The organism is Flavobacterium sp. HBTb2-11-1, assembly GCF_009826975.1.
Lineage (GTDB): Bacteria > Bacteroidota > Bacteroidia > Flavobacteriales > Flavobacteriaceae > Flavobacterium.
Genome location: NZ_WUMO01000002.1, coordinates 477,591 through 497,080, shown reverse-complemented (window position 1 = coordinate 497,080; position 19,490 = coordinate 477,591). Strand labels below are relative to the sequence as shown.

The following is a 19,490-nucleotide window of genomic DNA, read 5'->3' as shown; positions in this document are numbered from 1 at the left end:
AATTTACAATTTCAAGTTTAATACTCAAAGAAATACTCCTGCAGTTTTTTGCTATCGCTTGTTTGTGTAAGGCCCAACATTAATAAAATTCGTGCTTTCTGCGGAATCAAATCATCGCTGACAATTGTTCCAAGCTTTTGGTCATCGGTTTCGTCAAATAAAGTGACTCTTCCAGACGGTACTCTAGATGCTCTTGCAACGGCAATTCCTTTTTTAACAGCGCTTGCCGCAGCATCTGAATTTACTTTATTTAGATTTCCGTTACCCAAACCGCCAGTTACAATTCCTTTTACTCCAGACGCTACGTAAGCATTAATTGCAGTTGCAGGCGCATCGGCATATAATTCGACAACTGCGACTTCAGGCAAAGTGGTTAAACCTGTAATATCAAACGGAGTATTTTTATTGGCTTTTCTTACCGGAGTTTCATAAAGAATGACTTTTCCGTCATAAACCTGCCCGATTGGACCATTGTTTGGCGCTGTAAACGCGTTTAAGTGCGTCGTACTGGTTTTTACGGCACTTCTTCCTGTAAAAATGTATTCGTTAAATACCAATAAAACGCCACTATGTGCTGCTTGTTTTGAGGCTGCGAGAGTTACTGCATCATACAAATTCTTTGGGCCGTCTGCGCTGATGGCTGTCGCTGGTCGCATAGAACCAGTAATAATTACAGGTTTGTCATATCGTACTGTCAGCGATAAAAAATAAGCGGTTTCCTCCTGAGTATCTGTTCCGTGCGTGATTACGATTCCGTCAGCTTCATTATTTTTATAAATCTCGTTGATTCTTTTATTCAGCTTAATCCAAATGTCTACAGTCATGTCCTGACTTCCTACATTTGAGATCTGTTCTCCTGAAATTTCTGCAACTTTGTCAATTCCTGGAACTGCTGCGATTAAATCTTTTATCGGTAATTGTCCCGCGGTATAAGCAGAACGATCTGCAGATGCACCTTGGCCCGCAATTGTTCCTCCAGTTGCAAGTATTTTGATTCTAGGTAATTTTTGAGCATAAATACCTGTTACTAATAAAACCGATAATAATAAAGTAAATAGATTTTTCATAGATCAAATGTTTATATTTTAGAATTCCATTATTTTTTTGAGTTTTCCCAGCTGGTTACATATTCCAATAAAATTTTACGGATATTTTTTCCAAGAATCAGATAACTATCAGTTGGAAGATTGGCAAGAGAAACTCTAATGCTCCATTCAGGACCTGCAAAACCGCCGCCGTTTAATAACACGATTGCAGTTTTTTCTGCCAAACGGAACAGAACATCAACAGGTTCGAAGTTAGTTTTCAGCCAATTGGCAAAATCGTCTCCATAAAAGTGTTTTGCGGCTACCATAACATCAATTTCAGAATAATATCCAGCACGCATCGGATCTTCTAGAATTGGAACTTCTAATCCTTCCCAAAGTAAGTTAAGACGTTTGTGAATAATAGACTGCGTAAGCGTTTTATAAACATCTTGAGCATCTAATAAACAAAATGCTGAGAAAAGCATCATCTGAAATTGCTGAGGTAAGGATAGCCCAGCAGTATGATTTAGAGCCACTTGACGGCTATCGGCAACCAGTCTGTCTATAAATTTGATTTTTTCGGGCTGTAGCGTAAGAGAGGCATAACGTTCATGCAGTTCTTTTTTGTGGGCGGGACTTAAATTGGCAATTTTCTTATCGAATATATTGTCTTGATGAACTGCTATTGTTCCAAGTCTCCAGCCTGTACATCCGAAGTATTTTGAATAGGAATAAACCGTAATCGTATTATTAGGAATAATAGCCATTAAAGACCTGAAATTATTAACGAATGTTCCATAAACATCATCGGTAATAACCATCAATTCCGGATTATCATTTTTTACAATATCTGCAATATAATTTAATGTCTCAGTGCTCATTGCAGAAGATGGCGGATTACTCGGATTTACCACAAAGGCAACTTTTACTGCAGGATCTTTAAGTTTGTCCAATTCAGAATTTGGATATTGCCAAGTATGGAATCCGTTTTCGCCAACTCCGCTTGCTTGTACGTAAACGACATCAAATTTGTATCGATCTAATTCCGGAATTTCAATATAAGGCGTAAAAGTAGGAGTAAGGAGCGCTATTTTATCTCCACGTTCGGTAAGATGGTTTTGCATTAAGGAATCAAAAATATAACACATCGCCGCAGTTCCTCCTTCAACAGCAAAAATATCATATTTGCCTTTGTCGTTTCCTGTACCGCACATTTCCTGCACTAAATAGTCGTGTACAATAACTTCTATTTGACTTAGCATACGGTCAGGAACAGGATAGTTAAATCCGATTACGGCTTCTATCCATTCACGGATCCATGCATCACCATCAAAATCATGTTTGTCGACACCATAATGATATGTTTTTTCTAAAAGTGATGCAGCAGGAGTATCTTTGTGTTTAGCCAAAAACGTTTCAAAGCGTGCAGCCACTCCGCTTTTGTTCTGTACAATACCAGCTAAAATGCCTTGTTCTTCCATAACATTGCGACATTCTTCCAATGCAAATTGTCCGAAAAGGAAAAAAGCTTCTCTCGGAACTGTAGCAATCCAGTTTGGGTTTCCTCTTCCTGCATTAAGGGTTATCGCTGTCGATTTAAGAGCGCTTTCTTCTGCGAGATGGATTAATTCATTTTTAATTTCAAACGGACTTAAAGTTTGAAGTGTTTTCTCTACCTCTCGAGATGTTTTTATTTTTGAAATATCAATTGCCATGATTTAAATTGTTTTAGAGATTATATAAAATTTGATTAACTCATGATTAAAATGATGACGACTCCCCATATTATGAGCAGCGTATTGCCAACAGCGTAGGTTACGGTATATCCCAAAGCAGGTGTTTTGCTTTTTACGGCATCTTGCAAAGCTCCGAGCGCGGCTGTAGTAGTTCTTGCACCAGCAGCGCATCCTAAATTTATAATAGGGTGGAATTTGAAAATATATCGTCCGATTAGAAGTCCAAGAATTAACGGAATTGATGTTGCAGCCGCGCCCGCGATGAAAAGTCCCCAGCCAGCTTCTTGAAATCCGACAATAAAACTTGGTCCTGCCGTAATACCCACTACTGCGATAAAAATGTTTAATCCAACATTATTCATAATCCACAAAGCAGGTTCTGGAATTCGTCCAAAAGTTGGATGCTGGCCTCTTAACCATCCGAAGAAAAGTCCAGATATTAAGGCACCTCCGCTTGTACTTAGGCTTATTGGCACTCCACCAATTTTGACGGTCAATGCACCTAGTAATCCGCCTAGAACTATTCCTAAACCCACAAAAGCCATATCAGTTGAGTTTGTAGGACGGTCTGGATAGCCAATATGTGCCGCAACTTGATCTACATCTCGTTTGATGCCCACTAATTCGATCATATCTCCTTTCTGCATCACCGTATTAGGCAATATAGGCATCTGGATTCCAGATCGTTTTAGTGATCTGATGACAACTCCATGCATGTATTTTACGTGACGCAAGTCTGCAAGAGTTTTGTCTATCACTTCTTTTTTTACAATTAAGACACTTAAAACTTCTACTGGAAAATTAAGAAGCTCGATATCTAAAACTTCTTTTTCATTTACAGCCACATAGTTCATCATGTATTCTCTTCTTCCGCCCAAAGCAACTACATCATTTTCTTTAATTATGAAATCTGGTGTAGCATCTATGATTTCTTTTCCTCTTCTGATTCGCTGTATAAATAACCGTCTGCCTTTGCTTTCTAACTCATTTTCAACATCTGAAACGGTTTTATTACACGCATAAGAATGTGTCGCAATCTCATAGGCATTATATATTACACGGTCATAAGCAGAGGCAATACTCGGATCATCGCCAATGGCATCTCCTCCAAGCTGAATTTCAAGTTCTTTTGCTTTTTCCACTAAGTTGCCGCCCAGTAATTTTGGACCAATAGAAGCCAGTAGCCAAGCCGATCCAGCGGTTCCGAAAATGTAAGTAACAGCATAAGCAACTGGGATTTTGTTAATTAAAGCCGCTTTTTGATCAGCAGGAATACTCAGTTGATTGATCGTATCTGAGGCCACACCAATAACAGCAGATATGGTTTGTGAACCTGCAAGCATACCAGCGGTCAGTCCCATATCGTAGCCCATAATTTTGCCTACCAGATAAGGACAAATCAGACATAAAACGCATACTACTGCTGCATACAGCATTTGAGGCAGTCCGTCTTTTTTTAGACCTCCAAAGAATTGCGGTCCTACGCTATATCCGACAGCGAAAAGAAACATTAGAAAAAATACAGATTTTACGTTAGGAGAAATCACAATATCTAATTGTCCGATTAAGACTCCAACAAGTAAAACACTAGTTACAGTTCCTAAAGAAAAGCTTCCGATTTTAAATTTTCCTATAAAGTATCCTAAAGATAAAGTGAGAAAAATGGCTAGTTCGGGATAATCTTTTAATGTAGTAATAATCCAATCCATAAAGTATTTGTTTTAGTTATTGTCAATAAGTGATTATAAAAATCGCAGGAAGGCAGAAAAAAAATGAGAAGGGATTTTAACGGCAGATATTTAAGTCTCTCAAAATTAGATTAGAAAGTCAGAATAATTGCATAAAATTAGAGCTAGACATGTTTCAAGTTATAACTTGAAACATGTTTTTATAATCAAGATGAGCTTTTTAGAAAAGATATGCCAATTTTTAAGATTTTATCTGCAACGTAATTATCAATTAAAGTATAGCATTACTCAGTTGTGATGCGTATATTTGAGAGAATAAAAAAATAAAAGCCATTATGAAGAAAATAGGATTTTTATCATTTGGGCATTGGGCTAATCATCCGTCATATAAAACACGTACCGCAGCAGACACATTACTGCAATCTATTGATTTGGCTGTTGCAGCTGAGGAAATAGGCATAGATGGCGCTTACTTTCGAGTGCATCATTTTGCACAGCAGTTGGCTTCGCCTTTTCCTCTGCTTTCAGCCGTTGGAGCTAAGACGAGTAAAATAGAGATTGGAACGGGCGTAATCGATATGCGATACGAAAACCCGATGTATATGGTTGAAGATGCCGGAGCAGCCGATTTGATATCAGAAGGACGTTTACAATTAGGAATAAGCCGAGGATCGCCAGAACAAGTTATCGACGGATGGCGCTACTTTGGTTATGAACCAGATGCAGGCGAAACGGATGCCGATATGGGACGTAAAAAAGCTTTGGAATTTTTGGATAAATTGAATGGGGAAGGATTTGCAGAACCAAATCCGTATCCGATGTTTCCAAATCCGCCTGGATTGTTGCGCATAGAGCCACATTCTGAAGGGCTACGAGAACGGATCTGGTGGGGAGCGGCCTCTAATGCAACTGCTATTTGGGCGGCAGAAAATGGCATGCATCTTCAGAGTTCTACGCTGAAATATGATGAAAATGGAAAACCATTCCATATTCAGCAGGCAGAGCAGATAAGATTATACAAAGAAGCTTGGAAAAAAGCAGGACATCAGCGTGAAGCGAGAGTTTCTGTTAGCCGTTCGATTTTTGCGATTGTGAACGATCAGGACAGATATTACTTTGGCGGACAAGCTAAAGGCAATGATAGTTTTGGGTATATCGAGCAAGACAAAAGAGCAATCTTTGGGAAAAGCTACAGCGCAGAACCCGATAAACTGATTGAAGAATTGGCTCAAGACGAAGCAATTCAGGAAGCAGATACATTGCTGCTGACTATTCCTAATACAATTGGCGTAGATTACAATGTTCATATTTTGTCGTCTATATTAGAACACGTTGCACCTGCATTGGGTTGGCGATGAGTTTTTGTAAAGAAAGAAAAGCCCTCTGTTAATGAAACGAGGGCTTTTTTATTGAACTTTTATTAAAATGATAATTTAATTAATACACCTAAGACAGCAGCGATTAAAATTATATAAGGCTCTTGAATTTTCTTGATATAAATTAAAGAAAGAATACTTGCAAGAGCTATCAATATTGTCGAAACATCTACAATGCTTCTTTTCGCAATAATAATGACAGAACCAACCAAAGCTCCAACTACAGCAGCCGTTATTCCTTCAACAAATGCTTTAACAGGTTTGTTGTTTACAATTTTCTTAAAAAATGGCGCCAATGCAACAGTAAAAAGATAACAAGGCAAAAATGTGGCTAATGCGGCAGTTATAGCACCTAAAAAACCATTTACCAAATATCCTATAAAACCAACAGTTATGACAACTGGTCCAGGTGTTATCATAGCTATAGCTACCGAATCTAGAAAATGCTGTTCTGTTAGCCATTTGTTTTCTACGACAACTCCTGAATGTAAAAAAGGAACAATTGCGAGACCGCTTCCAAATACAAAAGCGCCGGCTTTAGTAAAGAAAATGGCAATTTTCATTAAGGTCGAACTTTCATAATTCCAAAAGCCAGATGAAATAAGAATTAAAACATTTGTGGTTTTGGCAATCTTAAAATACGGGCGAGCCTTTATTAGCATATAAATAAGCCCTGCGGCCACAAATAATAAAATATGTTCTTTTTCTGTGATGTAAGTTATTATGATGACTGAGAGAAAGAAAAGCCATAAAATCCATTTTTCTTTAAAAGAATTTAGATTCAATTTTCCGATGGATTTTATGGTAAGTTTATAAGAACTTAGAGTGATGATTCCAATAACGGCAGCACTAACTCCATAAAAAAAACAGACTGAATCCATAACAATCCACCATAAGCTTGATAGATTATTCCAAGAATTAAAACCATAAAGAACGAAGGGGCAATAAAAGCAAAACCTGCTAAAGTAGCTCCAACAATATTGTAATGAACATAACCTATATATATGCCAAGCTGTGCTGCCAATGGACCTGGAGCCAATTGTGCTAATGCAAGACCCTCTTTATATTCTTCATCGGAAATCCATTTTTTGTTTTCTACCAGATCCTTATACATATAACCAACCAACGCGACTGGTCCTCCAAAACCAATTGTGCCAAGTTTTAAAAAATATAGTATTAATGCTCTTAATGTATATTTTGGTTTTTCGTTCATGATTAGTTCCTTTAGACACACAAAGCTAGAACGAAATAGAGGGTTTAAATAGAATCTTATTTACCTTTTGTATACAGATTACTTTTTTTAATTAAAAATTTTGAATCAATTTCTATTAGCGTCATTCGCCTGTCTGATTGCTTTTGGATCGGTTAGATTAAAACGATAGACAAAACTCAAGCGATATCTGGCGGCATTAGGAATGCTATTGTCTCTAACTACATAATCAGTTCCCGTTGTAATGCTTTTATTTTGGCGGAGATTAAAAGCATTCGTAACATCAAAAACAATAGTTGCTTTATCTTTGAGTAATAGTTTGCTAAAACCAAAATCAAGCGATTGCAAGGCTTCGATAGTTGTTTGAGCATTACGTTTTTCTCCGCGAAAATTATATCGTCCCTGAAAACTAAACTTAGCTGGAAGTTTTATCTGTGTGCTTAAACGTCCAGTAAAGTTATTGCTATTATAATCCAGATTTTCTCCCATGTAATTTCCTTTTTGTTTAAAACTGTAAAAGTTCATTTCGGCATTGATCTGAAGCCATTTCAACGGATTGTACAAAGTAGACAATTCAATTCCGCTTCGCATTTCGTAATCAATATTTATGGGAGTTGTCAAGAAAATATCATCCTGACGATACGTATAATCCTGAATATAACCTTTTTCATACTGATAATAAAGAGAAGGATTTAAAGTAAATGTTTTCCACGTTTTAAGAAATGCCATTTCAAAAGCATCAGTGTAAGATGGATTCAAATCGGGATTTCCAATGTATTGCGCATTCAAATCTGTGACTTCATTAAAAGGATATAAATCATAGAGATAGGGACGTCTAATGCGTTTGCTGTAATTTAACTGTAAAGTCGAAGCATCAAACTTATAGCTTAAATTTACAGTAGGGAAGAGCTTATTGTATTTCTTTTTGTCGCTATAAGCATTTTCGGCATCTTTGATGGAAATATTGGTAAACTCAGTTCTCAAACCAAGCATATAAGTAAACTTTTTGATTTTGTCGCTAAATTGTGCGTAAGCACCCGTTATGGATTCATCATAATTTAAATCATTATCGATATTCTGATAAATTACCCAACTGTTGTCTTTTTGTTCTTCAGCCAAATAATCGCTACTAACAGTTCGAATTTCAGTTTTTAATCCAAATTCTAAAACCGAAACGCTATCAATAGGCTGTACAAAATCAGTCTTAGCAAGAAAATCTTTGCTATTGCCTACTGAACTTGTTCTTATGCCAGGATAAACAGATGCATCAGGAAGCAAACGCTGTGTTGAAAGATCCCATTTTTTATCGCTGTCCCACCAATCGTATTGAACATCTACAGTCCATTTTTTTTCTTTTTGTTTGAAAGTATGGGTATAATTAAACTCAAACTGATTGTAAGCACGTTTTTCCAAAGATTTTCCGTTTCTCACCAAAAGACTGTCTGGCTCTGTATTTCCAAAATCACTGTCGTAATTGTACCGTAAATTGGTTTTGTCATTGTCGTGCGTTGCATTCTTTAAAAATGCGGCAGTAATAGTTTGATGTTCATTAATGTAATAATCGGCGCCTAGATAAAGCAATTTGCCATCATCATGTCGATCTTCATTTTGTACACGATTCATATAATTTGGCGTTGTAGCACTATTTGTAACCTGATCGGTAGTATACAAGCCTTCATAATCGCTCGAACGTATGCTGAAATTGGAAAAAATATTGATTTTATTTGATTTGTAATTGAGGCTCGGATTAAGACGGCTGTCATTTGGCGAACCTGCAACCAATCTAACCTGACCGCTAAAACCGCTTTTTTTGTTTTTTTTCAATATAATATTGATAATACCCGCAGATCCGGCAGCATCGTATCTTGAGGACGGATTGGTAATAACCTCAATTTTCTCAATCTGATCGGCTGCAATCTGGTCAAGCGCATTGTTTTGAGTAAGTCCAGATTGCCTTCCATTAATTAATACCAAAACATTGCTATTGCCACGAAGACTTATTGCTCCAGAGGGACTAACTGCAACTGACGGAACGCCATTTAAAACATCATGAGCAGAACCATTTTGCGATAGCACATCTTTACCGACTTCAAATATTTTTTTGTCTAATTTTAAACTGATGTTCGATTTTTTACCATTAATTTCTACGGCTTTTAGCTGTACAACATTAGTGATTAAATTAATTGTTCCTAGTTCAATTTTTGATTTTTCTAAAATACTGTTTAATGTTTGATTCTGAATTTGATAACCTGTTAAGCTAAAAGAAATTATGGAAGTATTTTTTAAAATTCCTTCCAAGCTAAACAAACCGCGATCATCGGTTACTCCAGCCATAATTATTTTCGAATTATTATCTTGTATGGTTACCGTTACATAAGGCAATGCTTCTTTTGTTGTACCGTCTTGAACTTTACCAGAAACAACAGTTTGCTGTCCTATTCCTAAGAAAGGAATAAATAAAAATAAAATACTGATTATTAGCAATTTCATCTTGATTGATTTTTGATTGATTTTGTAGTACAAGATTACCTCATAAAACAGAATGCAGTTTTCAAAAACATGCAAATGGCTCTATCAGCTTCTCAAATGCATTTAGCAATTCGATATTTATTTTATCTTTATCTTATGTATAAATCTCTCTTTTTTACCGTTTTATTTCTGCTATTGTTTAGTTCGTGTTCGTATTATAAAAAATACGTTACAACTGACGTGACTTATGATGTTGACTACGATCATCAGCAGATGAATTGGGGTAAGCCAACCAGTTCAAGTTTTAAATTTCAAACAGGAATTGAGATACAGAAACGTGAAAATAAAGCCGAATCTCTCGGACTTCAGATTAATGCTTTTGGCGCTTTTGACGTGTATTGGGATGGCGTTTTTGTGGGAAGAAATGGTTATATGGCAAAATCAGGAAGTGTTGAGGTGCCAGGAACAGAAACAACCTATTATCAAATACCAAATAAACTGTCTAATCTCGGAAAACATACTGTTACTTTAATTGGTACGCAGACCTATTGTAAAGAAGCAGAACGTGGTATAGACGTAAAACTTAAAAGCTATTTACAGCTTCATCGGTCACCGCTTATTGTTGTTGGTTTTATGAATCTTATGGCTGGCGCTTTTCTTATTGCATCGGTTTATTATTTCTTTCTGTATATAAATAGTACTCGAAAAGAATTGGCGGTATTGCTTTTTGCAATTATTTGTCTGCTTTTCTTCTTCCTTTTAATTATTGAATATGTAAAGTATTATTTAGATATTCCTTATAATGAGTTTTATACACGCTTAAAAATCATCGGTTGGCTGACTTTTGCTATTTCAATGCTTGTGCCGTGGTATTTTATGCTGCAGTTTGAATTTAAAAGAAAAAAGTTGTTTTTAGTTCTTTTGTTTATTACTCTTTTAGCAGTTTATATTGGCTATTATGGGCATTATGATATTTCTGCAGCTTATTTTACCATTACAGCTCGTTTCTTTTCTATTGTAATTGCCATTGACGCGACAATTAGAAGAGCAAAAGGCGGACTAATTGTTGCGGCTGGTTTATTGGCTGGCGTAGTAGTCAATTATTTTATGTTTTACGATTTCGGATTGTTTATTGCTTTTACAATTTTAGTGCTCTGTATGCTTTATCTGCATACTATACGCGCGAAAGCGATGGAAGAAGCTCACAATGCATCGCTGTTGCTTTCTTCCAGATTACAGTTGGAACTGATTAAGAAGAATATTCAGCCTCATTTTCTTCGAAACACTTTGACTTCGTTGATTGATTGGATCGAAGAATCTCCAAAAGAAGGAGTTGTTTTTATTCGCGCCCTTGCAGAAGAATTTGATATCATGAATGATATTGCCGAAGATACGCTTATACCAATCAGGCAAGAAATTGATTTATGCCGAAGACATTTGGAAATAATGTCTTTTCGAAAAGAAATCTGTTACGAGTGGCAGGAAGAAGGAATTGACGAAAATGACACCATTCCGCCAGCAACTTTTCATACCATTATTGAAAACGGAATTACTCATAGTCTTTCTCCAAAACAAGGTTGTATTGTTTTTTCTCTCAGTTTTGCCAAAGAAAAACAATTTAAACAATACACTTTATTGACGCTTGCTCAAAATCGGCATACTAAAAAAGAGCGGCGAACAGGAACAGGATTTAAATATATCGAAGCAAGATTAACGGAGAGTTACGGCACCAATTGGTCTTTTGATTCTCATGCTGTAGAAAAAGGCTGGGAGACAACCATTAAAATTTTTGAGAAATAATGAAGATTCTGATAATTGAAGACGAAGCCCGAATTGCAAAGAGAATCGAAAGAATGACCCGTGACTTCTTTGATAAAGAAGTGCAGATTCTCCTTGCAGATTCTCTAGAAAATGGATTGACTGTTATTGAACAACATCCGATTGATTTACTTTTGTTAGACTTAAATCTAAACGGTGAAGACGGATTTGAAATTCTCCAAACCTTTGTTTCTGGTCCATTTCAGACTATTATCATTTCAGCTTATACAGACAAGGCAATTACGGCATTCAATTATGGTGTTTTGGACTTTGTGCCTAAACCTTTCGACCAAAACAGATTAGCGCAAGCTTTTACGCGTTTTACAACTCAAGAAAAACAATCAGGAGGAGATGTGCGATTTTTGGCAGTTAGAAAAGGAAAAACATTCAGACTTGTTCCAATTAATGAAATCTTATACATAAAAGGAGCAGGCATTTATACCGAATTGCATTTGTCAAATAAAAAAATAGAACTTCACGACAAATCACTCGAAGCCTTAGAAAAACTACTTCCTGAGACATTTGAAAGAATACATAAATCTTATATTCTATGTTGGGAGCAAGCAGATAAAATTGTAGTAGAGGCAGGAGGAAAGTACAGCATGCAGTTAAAAAACGGAGATATATTGCCAATTGGCCGTTCTAAGTATAAAGAAATTAAAAATAAACTGCTGTAGGTTGATTAATAAATATTGGCGAGTATTAAAAAAAGTAATGCATAAAAAGCATCGACTAATAAAAAAATAGCATTTTTGAGCATCACGTTTTTGTCTAGTTTTATCCTCATAAAAAACTAACACATACTTTATCACTTTTTAATTGACATAATAATAATGATTACTACCAAACGCCTTATAATAAGACCGTACAAAATAGAGGATTCTAATAGCTTCTTAGAAAGTTTAACCGAAAACCGTGAACATTTATATGATTATTTTGCCAACATGATAAAAGTTAATGGCGATTTAGAATTGACAAAAAAGTATCTAGGACAGAAGGAGATAGATTGGCAGGAAAATAGAGGTTTTGCTTGTGGTATATTTACAAAAGAAGACCATCAGCTTATAGGGCATATATCGGTTAGAGAAATTGATTGGAGAGTGCCTAAAGGTGAATTGGCTTATTTTATTTTCAAAAAATATAATGGCAATAACTATGCTGCAGAAGCTTTAACTGCATTCAAAAATTGGTGTTTTGCAGAAAAGAAGTTCAATAGGCTTTTTATGAAAATAGCTGTAGAAAATATTGCAAGCATTAAAGTAGCCGAACGTTCTGGATTTATTTACGAAGGACTTTTAAAGAAAGATTACAGAAAAAAAGAACAAGATTTAATTGATATGAAGATATACGGATATACAGAAGAGTTGAAACTCGTAAGAACCAATTCTCAAAATGAAGATTTCTCCAGCTTAATTGTAAAATTAGATGCAAATCTAGCAAGCAGAAATGGCGATATGCAGGAATATTTTAATCAATTTAATAAGGTAGATAGTATCAAACATGTTATTATTGCTTATGTAAATGGCATTGCAGTAGGCTGTGGAGCTATCAAACAATTTGATGACAAATCTGTTGAGGTAAAACGAATGTTTGTTTCAGAAGAATTTAGAGGACGAGGCATATCGCGTAAAATTTTAAGCGAACTTGAAAATTGGGCAAAAGAATTAGGCTACAAATCAACTGTTTTAGAAACCAGCAATGTGCAGATAGAAGCTGTTGGATTATATACAAATAGTGATTATGCAATTACTGAAAATTATGGACAATACGCTGGTATAGGAAGCAGTATTTGTTTTAAAAAGTCACTTTAACGTTAAAATAATAACAACTCCGATGTTTTTATTGATAATGATAAAAAGTATCGGAGTTGTATATTTTATTTCCGGTCCAAATTGTATTTAAACTTTATAGATTATAGAGCATTCCGATCGCGCAGATCTACTCTGAATCGTTAGCGCAGATTTGCAATCTGTGCCCGCAAAGATTGGATACAATGCAAATCAAAGAATTTCAATTATGTCTAATCATACATCTCCATTCCCTTGTTCTTTCCTGCTGTAATTTTTTGAGTTTAACTTTTCTGGATCACTTCAGCTGAATAAATTTAAAAATAATTACTCTGCATTTTCAAATTTTGACATATACATATACCAATTCCATTCCCAAGAACTTCCGTTGTCTTCAGAGAATGCTTGGCTCCAAACAGGATTATTTCGGTCTCTTGCATCCCAACGAAAAATCACTAGAATATCCTTTCCGTTAAAAACATCCTTAGTAATGAAATGGCCGACATTATTTTCAAAAGAACCCAATACAGGTTCGTCTAATCTCCCTTCATTAGAATCTGCCCAGTAAATGCTCCATAATTTGGTCTTAGGATTAAATAACCTGACGGTCATTCCCTCAAACGGTTGCCCATCAAAATTGGCTAGAAAATTATCAATATTGCCAATTCCGTTGAGTACTTTATACATTTCTTGAGTTGACTCAAATTCAGTCCATTCCGTGCAATTGGATAATCTGGAATTAAGTTTTCTGTTATGGAGTTTCCACTTTCCTTGAAAAAAATCAAAATCATCTTTAGAAGAAGTTGCAGAAGGTGTAATTATTAAGGCTCCATTTACATCAAAATTTATTTTCGGTATTTCTAGATCTTCAGTTGGTATCATTTTTTACCTTTTTTGTTTAAAAGTAGTAATTGATTATGAATAGTTATCAATGATTGCATGGAAAATTTTAATGCAGATGGCATATCCTGAATTGCTTTTTGCTTTGTTTCGTAATCGGTTTTGTCTTTATAATGGGTAATGGTTACCAAAAGGTTTTTATCCTGAAAAACAGGAAGTCTCGGAAAATCATTTTCTGCCATTTCACTGATCCACAAAGAAAAATCAGTACTATTTAAACCTTTCAAAAACGGAATGTACTCCTCATCAAATAACCTTATAACCTTTTCAATCGTGCTGTTGCAAATGTAGAAATCAACAACCGTATAAGATTTGTCAGTTTTAAGAGCTTTATTTTTATATAAAGGTTTGAGCAAATAAACATGGTCAGAGTTTATCATCATTTCATTTGCTTCTTTTCCGTGTTTTTTCCACGTATCGCTTTCGCAGTAAAAATCGTTGAGAAATTTCACTCTTGTTTTCATGTCCTTAAAACCGCGAAACCAGACAAATCTATCGTTGTCAGAATCGATTTTAAATTCGCCTAAAGTATATCCCCCCAATTCATTCATGGGATTAACAAATTTGGAATGGAAATAATTGCTGAATGTATCGGCTAAATTAGTTTTGAGCAAATAATTTCGAATTTCCAGCACATTAATATCTTCTGAGTATTCTTGTTTAGTATAAACCATATTTATTTTCCTTTAAAGAGATATACAAAGTAAATTAATTGATATATTTATGGCAAGTAGGTACAATTTGGTAATCTACATACTAAAAGTATATTAATGCTGATTATCAGTAGTTAAAAAACGAAAAAAATGATAAAAAAAGATAAATCTGCTTATTGTCCTGTCGATTATGCTTTTCAAAGAATTGGCGGCAAGTATAAGGGAAGAATTTTGTGGTATTTAAAGGACGGCATCATGCGATATGGCGAACTGAAAAGGATTGTAGAAGGTATAACTCCAAAAATGCTTACTCAAACGCTTCGGGAATTAGAATCTGATGATTTAATTAGAAGAAAAGTGTATAAAGAGGTTCCGCCACGTGTAGAATATCGACTTTCTGAAACGGGAAAAGAGCTAGTTCCGTTTATTGATCAAATGCGAATTTGGGGAGAAAAACAAATGGCTTTGGATTAATTTTTTTAAATAACAACTCCGATCTTTTTATTAATAATAATAAAAAGCATCGGAGTTGCATATTTATTTTTTCCGGTCCAAATTGTATTTAAAGTTTATAAATTATAAAGCGTCCCAAGAAGCGCTCGGATAATAGATAGAACTTGTTACAGGAGCTGTCCAGTAATCTTGGCTTCCTCCGCGGAAAGTGTGAAAGCTTACAGCATTTACATTTCGCTTAGAATCGTTCGTTACCCAGCGAATTTTTTCATTCAAAATTTCTGTGCCATTTACATAATATTTTACATACCCGTCTGTATTTGAGCCAGTATTTAGCTTCACAGATATCTGGCAGTTATACGTAACACCTTCTTGAATGTAATATTTCTTTCCAAAATCATTTCCATACTGTCCTGGCTGATCTCTATAATATACATAAGGCTGAAGATAAGCACCGCTTCCTTTGGCTGTGTTTGATCCATTTGGACAATACCACATAAATCTGGCGCTTCCGCCATTTCCATCCCATGCGGCATCGCCACCTGTATTTTGGTCACCAATTAAGATTCCGTACCCGCATTTTCCGCCTCGGCTCCAGTAAAATCCGTTATTAAATTTCATTTGGAACCAAACTGTATAAACGCCAGTTGACCAAACACCATATGAGGTGCATAAACCGCCAGGGCAAGATAGTGTATTGGTTTGCAATGTAATTGTTCGTGCTCCAGCTGTACCTCTTGCTGTGGTGCCATCCAGCACCGAGTTAGATGCGAGAGTATCTTTACTAGCGATTTGCTGTGCCTCTTTTTTAGCGGTTTGGGGCGTATTTGCTTCTTCCTGTTCTTTTTCGCAAGAACTAAGAACTAATGCTATGGTTAATAGCATACTGGTTAATTTTAAGAATTTCTTCATTTTTTAAATTTTAAGGTTAGTAAACGATTAATAGTTAGTAGTAATAGATAGTAGATTATGGTATTTGGAACCGAAAGTGTAAAGTTGGGTAATAATAATTTTGGGAAGGAGTAATAAAGTACGTTTTTACGTACATAGAAATACAGACTGTATTTTTTATGTTCTTTTGGGAGAATTTATGCCACTATTTCCTTTGAAATATTTTAGTGTAAGCAAAATATTTTCTGCAAATAGCTGTGCTGTAAAAATTTATATAAATAAATGATTCTTTTTATTAAATTTATAAGTTAATATCTCATATTGAAAAATATCATTTCATCAATAAGGACGTTTTTTTTAAAACTATCTGAGTTATAAAGAATTTAAATATGGAAAAAGAGTATGGATAGATTTTGTCTATTTAAGAAGTAGTATTTACAATCTGCGGCCCTAATTTTCTCTTTCATTAGTTTGTAATTTAGTCAAAAATAAAAATTTTCAACTATGGATAATCAATCAAATGACATCAGCAAATGCCCTTTTCATAATGGGAGCATGGACAAGCAAGCGGCTTCAGGAACAAAAAATCGTGACTGGTGGCCTAAACAGTTAAAGGTAAATATACTGAGACAGAATTCAGTATTGTCAAACCCCTTGGATAAGGATTTTAACTACGCAGAAGCGTTTAAAAGTTTAGATCTCGAGGCTGTAAAGAAAGATTTACATGCTCTTATGACTGATTCGCAAGATTGGTGGCCTGCTGATTTTGGCCACTACGGAGGACTTTTCATTCGAATGGCTTGGCACAGTGCCGGTACTTACAGAGTTCATGACGGGCGCGGAGGAGCAGGAGCAGGACAACAGCGTTTTGCCCCGCTTAATAGCTGGCCTGATAATGTGAGCTTAGACAAGGCGCGAAGATTGCTTTGGCCAATAAAACAAAAGTATGGTCAAAAGATTTCATGGGCCGATTTGCTAATCTTAACAGGGAATGTGGCCTTAGAATCAATGGGTTTTAAAACATTCGGTTTTGCAGGAGGACGTGCCGATGTGTGGGAAGCAGACGAATCTGTATATTGGGGATCTGAAACGACTTGGCTTGGTGGTGACGAGCGTTATAAAGATGGCTCTGAAGGTGTGCCGAAAGATCATGGAGTTGTTTCATCCGATGATAATGCAGATGGAAATATTCATAGTAGAAATCTAGAAAAACCGCTTGCCGCAGTGCAAATGGGACTTATATATGTAAATCCAGAAGGGCCAGACGGAAATCCAGATCCGATTGCGGCAGCAAAAGATATTAGAGATACTTTTGGGCGTATGGCAATGAATGATGAAGAAACTGTAGCACTTATAGCTGGCGGACATACTTTTGGTAAAACTCACGGAGCTGCTTCTTCAGGCCATGTGGGTAAAGAGCCAGAAGCTGCCGGTTTAGAATTGCAAGGTTTAGGATGGCAGAATAGTTTTGGTTCAGGAAAAGGGTCAGATGCCATTACGAGCGGACTTGAAGTGACTTGGACAAAAACGCCGACCCAATGGAGCAATAACTTTTTCGAGAATTTATTTGGCTTCGAATGGGAACTTTCTAAAAGTCCGGCGGGTGCACATCAATGGGTGGCAAAAAATGCAGAGGCTATTATTCCTGACGCTTTTGATCCTAATAAAAAGCACTTGCCTACCATGCTTACTACCGATTTATCATTAAGATTGGACCCAGCTTACGAGAAGATATCACGCCGATTTTTAGAAAATCCAGATGAATTTGCAGATGCTTTCGCCCGTGCTTGGTTTAAACTGACTCACCGTGATATGGGACCACGCGCTCTTTATCTAGGACCTGAAGTGCCAGCGGAAGAATTGTTATGGCAAGATCCAATTCCAGAAGTAAATCATACTCTAATAAATGATCAGGATATAGCGCAGCTGAAAGAAAGAATATTAAATTCAGGTTTAACGGTGTCTCAACTAGTTTCAACAGCTTGGGCTTCTGCTTCTACGTTTAGAGGATCAGATAAACGTGGCGGTGCAAACGGCGGACGCATAAGACTTGCGCCTCAAAAAGACTGGGAAGTAAACAATCCAACTGCATTAAAAGTGGTTTTAGATAAATTAGAAGTCATTCAAAACGAATTTAATGCAGCGCAAAATGACGGCAAAAAAGTTTCACTAGCTGATTTAATTGTTTTGGGAGGTTCTGCTGCCGTTGAAAAAGCGGCTAAAGATGCAGGAGCTTCAGTTTCTGTGCCTTTCGCTCCTGGACGTATGGATGCATCTGCAGAACAGACAGATGTTGAATCATTTGGATATCTTGAGCCAAAAGCAGATGGTTTTAGAAACTACAGAAAAACAAAATCTTCTGTTTTAACAGAAGAGCTTCTTATAGATAAAGCAAATCTTTTAACTCTTACTGCACCAGAATTAACAGTGCTTTTAGGAGGTCTTCGCGTTTTGGATATTAACGCAGACGGAAGCAAAAATGGTGTTTTTACCACTAGACCAGGTCGCCTGACAAATGACTTCTTTGTAAATCTTTTGGATATGAACACACAATGGCAAGCCGTTTCTAACGATAAAGAACTTTATACAGGAAACGACCGAAGCACTGGACAGCCTAAATGGATAGGAACACGTGCCGATCTTGTTTTCGGATCAAACTCAGAATTGAGAGCAATTGCAGAAGTGTATGCCGCATCTGATGCGCATGAGAAATTTGTGCATGATTTTATTGCCGTTTGGACTAAAGTAATGAATCTGGATAGATTTGATTTGAAAAAATAATATTAGCGAAAAGCAATAAACGTAAAAAGACGCCATAATTGGCGTCTTTTTCTTTTTTATCAGTTTTTGGAAGGTTAAAAGGATTTTTCTGCTTAACTTGTAGAATCCAAAATCAATTCTTATGACTTTAAAAGGACTTATTCTTGTCGGTTTTATACTTGCATTATATTCTTGCGGAAACAAAAAAGAGCAGGAGCTTATTGTGCGCGAAAACTCACTTTTAGAAAGGGAGAAACAGTTTCAAGATAAAGAAGCAGAATACGAAAAGCTATTAAAAATGAAAGACAGTTTACTGTCTCTTTCTACAGTAAAAGACACGCTTCCTAAAATAAAAGAATGGCCAGAAAACCTTAAAGCAGCATGGAACAGCAAAATGGTCTGCAGGGAATCGAATTGCAGTAATTATGTCATTGGCGATCAGCGCACTGAAACTTGGGAGTTCCGCTCAGATTCGACAGGAATGTATACCAATGTATTGAGCAATAATGAAATTAAACGGGTTTTTACAGGACAATATCTTGAGAATAAAATAGTGCTGGATTCGGCAAAAGAAGCCTCTGCTAAAAACAAAATAAAAGTTAGCGTGGTACTTGATGATATTAAAAAAAATATAATCAAAGGTACCCAGACCATCACTGGTCAAGATAATTGCATCGCAAAATTCTCAGTCGAACTTACTCCATCCAATAAAAAGTAATTT

16 protein-coding genes are annotated in these 19,490 nt (G+C 36.0%); 7 read left to right on the top strand and 9 right to left on the bottom strand.

Features of this window, described 5'->3' with window-relative positions:
- Positions 1-17: 17 nt before the first annotated feature.
- Genes GR162_RS07090 through aspT form a run of 3 tightly spaced genes read right to left on the bottom strand, consistent with a single transcriptional unit; the run spans position 18 to position 4,473 of the window.
- A complete protein-coding gene (locus tag GR162_RS07090) occupies positions 18-1,067 on the bottom strand; it encodes a type II asparaginase (protein ID WP_160781538.1) in 1,050 nt (349 codons plus the stop codon).
- A gap of 29 nt (positions 1,068-1,096) precedes the next feature.
- On the bottom strand, positions 1,097-2,743 hold the full coding sequence (gene aspD, locus GR162_RS07085; protein ID WP_160781537.1) for an aspartate 4-decarboxylase: 1,647 nt from the start codon (positions 2,741-2,743) through the stop codon (positions 1,097-1,099).
- Positions 2,744-2,778: 35 nt separating this feature from the next.
- Positions 2,779-4,473, bottom strand: a complete 1,695-nt coding sequence (gene aspT, locus GR162_RS07080; RefSeq protein WP_160781536.1) for an aspartate-alanine antiporter — start codon at positions 4,471-4,473, stop codon at positions 2,779-2,781.
- Positions 4,474-4,787: 314 nt separating this feature from the next.
- Here aspT and GR162_RS07075 point away from each other — a divergent pair, with 314 nt between their 5' ends.
- Positions 4,788-5,810 (top strand): LLM class flavin-dependent oxidoreductase, encoded by a 1,023-nt coding sequence (locus GR162_RS07075; protein WP_160781535.1) that lies wholly within the window; start codon positions 4,788-4,790, stop codon positions 5,808-5,810.
- 62 nt (positions 5,811-5,872) lie between these two features.
- Here GR162_RS07075 and chrA read toward each other — a convergent pair whose 3' ends face one another.
- The 3 genes from chrA to GR162_RS07065 all read right to left on the bottom strand — a co-directional run bounded on the left by chrA (position 5,873) and on the right by GR162_RS07065 (position 9,528).
- Positions 5,873-6,709 (bottom strand): chromate efflux transporter, encoded by an 837-nt coding sequence (gene chrA / locus GR162_RS07070; RefSeq protein ID WP_237421309.1) that lies wholly within the window; start codon positions 6,707-6,709, stop codon positions 5,873-5,875.
- Entirely contained in the window at positions 6,649-7,041 is a 393-nt protein-coding gene (locus GR162_RS22235; RefSeq protein ID WP_237421308.1) for a chromate transporter, read from the bottom strand. The genes chrA and GR162_RS22235 overlap by 61 nt, the downstream gene beginning before the upstream one ends.
- 105 nt (positions 7,042-7,146) lie before the next feature.
- Complete coding sequence (locus GR162_RS07065) at positions 7,147-9,528, bottom strand: outer membrane beta-barrel protein (protein ID WP_160781534.1); 2,382 nt, start codon at positions 9,526-9,528, stop codon at positions 7,147-7,149.
- Between the two features lie 75 nt (positions 9,529-9,603).
- Between GR162_RS07065 and GR162_RS07060 the strand changes: the two genes are divergently transcribed.
- From GR162_RS07060 to GR162_RS22390, 3 genes are all read left to right on the top strand, one after another.
- Positions 9,604-11,307 (top strand): histidine kinase, encoded by a 1,704-nt coding sequence (locus tag GR162_RS07060; protein ID WP_237421307.1) that lies wholly within the window; start codon positions 9,604-9,606, stop codon positions 11,305-11,307.
- A complete protein-coding gene (locus tag GR162_RS07055; RefSeq protein ID WP_160781533.1) occupies positions 11,307-12,002 on the top strand; it encodes a LytTR family DNA-binding domain-containing protein in 696 nt (231 codons plus the stop codon). The genes GR162_RS07060 and GR162_RS07055 overlap by 1 nt, the downstream gene beginning before the upstream one ends.
- Positions 12,003-12,158: 156 nt before the next feature.
- Complete coding sequence (locus GR162_RS22390; protein ID WP_160781532.1) at positions 12,159-13,136, top strand: GNAT family N-acetyltransferase; 978 nt, start codon at positions 12,159-12,161, stop codon at positions 13,134-13,136.
- Positions 13,137-13,439: 303 nt separating this feature from the next.
- On the opposite strand, the gene GR162_RS07045 is transcribed toward GR162_RS22390, so the two are convergent.
- Complete coding sequence (locus GR162_RS07045; RefSeq protein ID WP_160781531.1) at positions 13,440-13,994, bottom strand: hypothetical protein; 555 nt, start codon at positions 13,992-13,994, stop codon at positions 13,440-13,442.
- Positions 13,991-14,686, bottom strand: a complete 696-nt coding sequence (locus GR162_RS07040) for a hypothetical protein (RefSeq protein ID WP_160781530.1) — start codon at positions 14,684-14,686, stop codon at positions 13,991-13,993. Before GR162_RS07040 ends, GR162_RS07045 begins: the two co-directional genes overlap by 4 nt.
- A gap of 129 nt (positions 14,687-14,815) precedes the next feature.
- On the opposite strand from GR162_RS07040, the gene GR162_RS07035 reads away from it, so the two are divergent.
- On the top strand, positions 14,816-15,139 hold the full coding sequence (locus tag GR162_RS07035) for a helix-turn-helix domain-containing protein (RefSeq protein ID WP_160781529.1): 324 nt from the start codon (positions 14,816-14,818) through the stop codon (positions 15,137-15,139).
- Between the two features lie 102 nt (positions 15,140-15,241).
- Here GR162_RS07035 and GR162_RS07030 read toward each other — a convergent pair whose 3' ends face one another.
- Positions 15,242-16,030, bottom strand: a complete 789-nt coding sequence (locus GR162_RS07030; protein WP_160781528.1) for a polysaccharide lyase — start codon at positions 16,028-16,030, stop codon at positions 15,242-15,244.
- Between the two features lie 483 nt (positions 16,031-16,513).
- Here GR162_RS07030 and katG point away from each other — a divergent pair, with 483 nt between their 5' ends.
- Together katG and GR162_RS07020 are read left to right on the top strand one after the other, a co-directional pair.
- Entirely contained in the window at positions 16,514-18,790 is a 2,277-nt protein-coding gene (gene katG, locus GR162_RS07025; RefSeq protein WP_160781527.1) for a catalase/peroxidase HPI, read from the top strand.
- Positions 18,791-18,911: 121 nt separating this feature from the next.
- Entirely contained in the window at positions 18,912-19,487 is a 576-nt protein-coding gene (locus GR162_RS07020) for a hypothetical protein (protein WP_160781526.1), read from the top strand.
- Positions 19,488-19,490: the final 3 nt, after the last annotated feature.

Bases quoted from the DNA above. Each gene is read 5' to 3' on its own strand.
- GR162_RS07090 (WP_160781538.1), bottom strand. From the start codon at position 1,067: ATGAAAAATCTATTTACTTTATTATTATCGGTTTTATTAGTAACAGGT.
- aspD (WP_160781537.1), bottom strand. From the start codon at position 2,743: ATGGCAATTGATATTTCAAAAATAAAAACATCTCGAGAGGTAGAGAAA.
- aspT (WP_160781536.1), bottom strand. From the start codon at position 4,473: ATGGATTGGATTATTACTACATTAAAAGATTATCCCGAACTAGCCATT.
- GR162_RS07075 (WP_160781535.1), top strand. From the start codon at position 4,788: ATGAAGAAAATAGGATTTTTATCATTTGGGCATTGGGCTAATCATCCG.
- chrA (WP_237421309.1), bottom strand. From the start codon at position 6,709: ATGGATTCAGTCTGTTTTTTTTATGGAGTTAGTGCTGCCGTTATTGGA.
- GR162_RS22235 (WP_237421308.1), bottom strand. From the start codon at position 7,041: ATGAACGAAAAACCAAAATATACATTAAGAGCATTAATACTATATTTT.
- GR162_RS07065 (WP_160781534.1), bottom strand. From the start codon at position 9,528: ATGAAATTGCTAATAATCAGTATTTTATTTTTATTTATTCCTTTCTTA.
- GR162_RS07060 (WP_237421307.1), top strand. From the start codon at position 9,604: ATGGCTCTATCAGCTTCTCAAATGCATTTAGCAATTCGATATTTATTT.
- GR162_RS07055 (WP_160781533.1), top strand. From the start codon at position 11,307: ATGAAGATTCTGATAATTGAAGACGAAGCCCGAATTGCAAAGAGAATC.
- GR162_RS22390 (WP_160781532.1), top strand. From the start codon at position 12,159: ATGATTACTACCAAACGCCTTATAATAAGACCGTACAAAATAGAGGAT.
- GR162_RS07045 (WP_160781531.1), bottom strand. From the start codon at position 13,994: ATGATACCAACTGAAGATCTAGAAATACCGAAAATAAATTTTGATGTA.
- GR162_RS07040 (WP_160781530.1), bottom strand. From the start codon at position 14,686: ATGGTTTATACTAAACAAGAATACTCAGAAGATATTAATGTGCTGGAA.
- GR162_RS07035 (WP_160781529.1), top strand. From the start codon at position 14,816: ATGATAAAAAAAGATAAATCTGCTTATTGTCCTGTCGATTATGCTTTT.
- GR162_RS07030 (WP_160781528.1), bottom strand. From the start codon at position 16,030: ATGAAGAAATTCTTAAAATTAACCAGTATGCTATTAACCATAGCATTA.
- katG (WP_160781527.1), top strand. From the start codon at position 16,514: ATGGATAATCAATCAAATGACATCAGCAAATGCCCTTTTCATAATGGG.
- GR162_RS07020 (WP_160781526.1), top strand. From the start codon at position 18,912: ATGACTTTAAAAGGACTTATTCTTGTCGGTTTTATACTTGCATTATAT.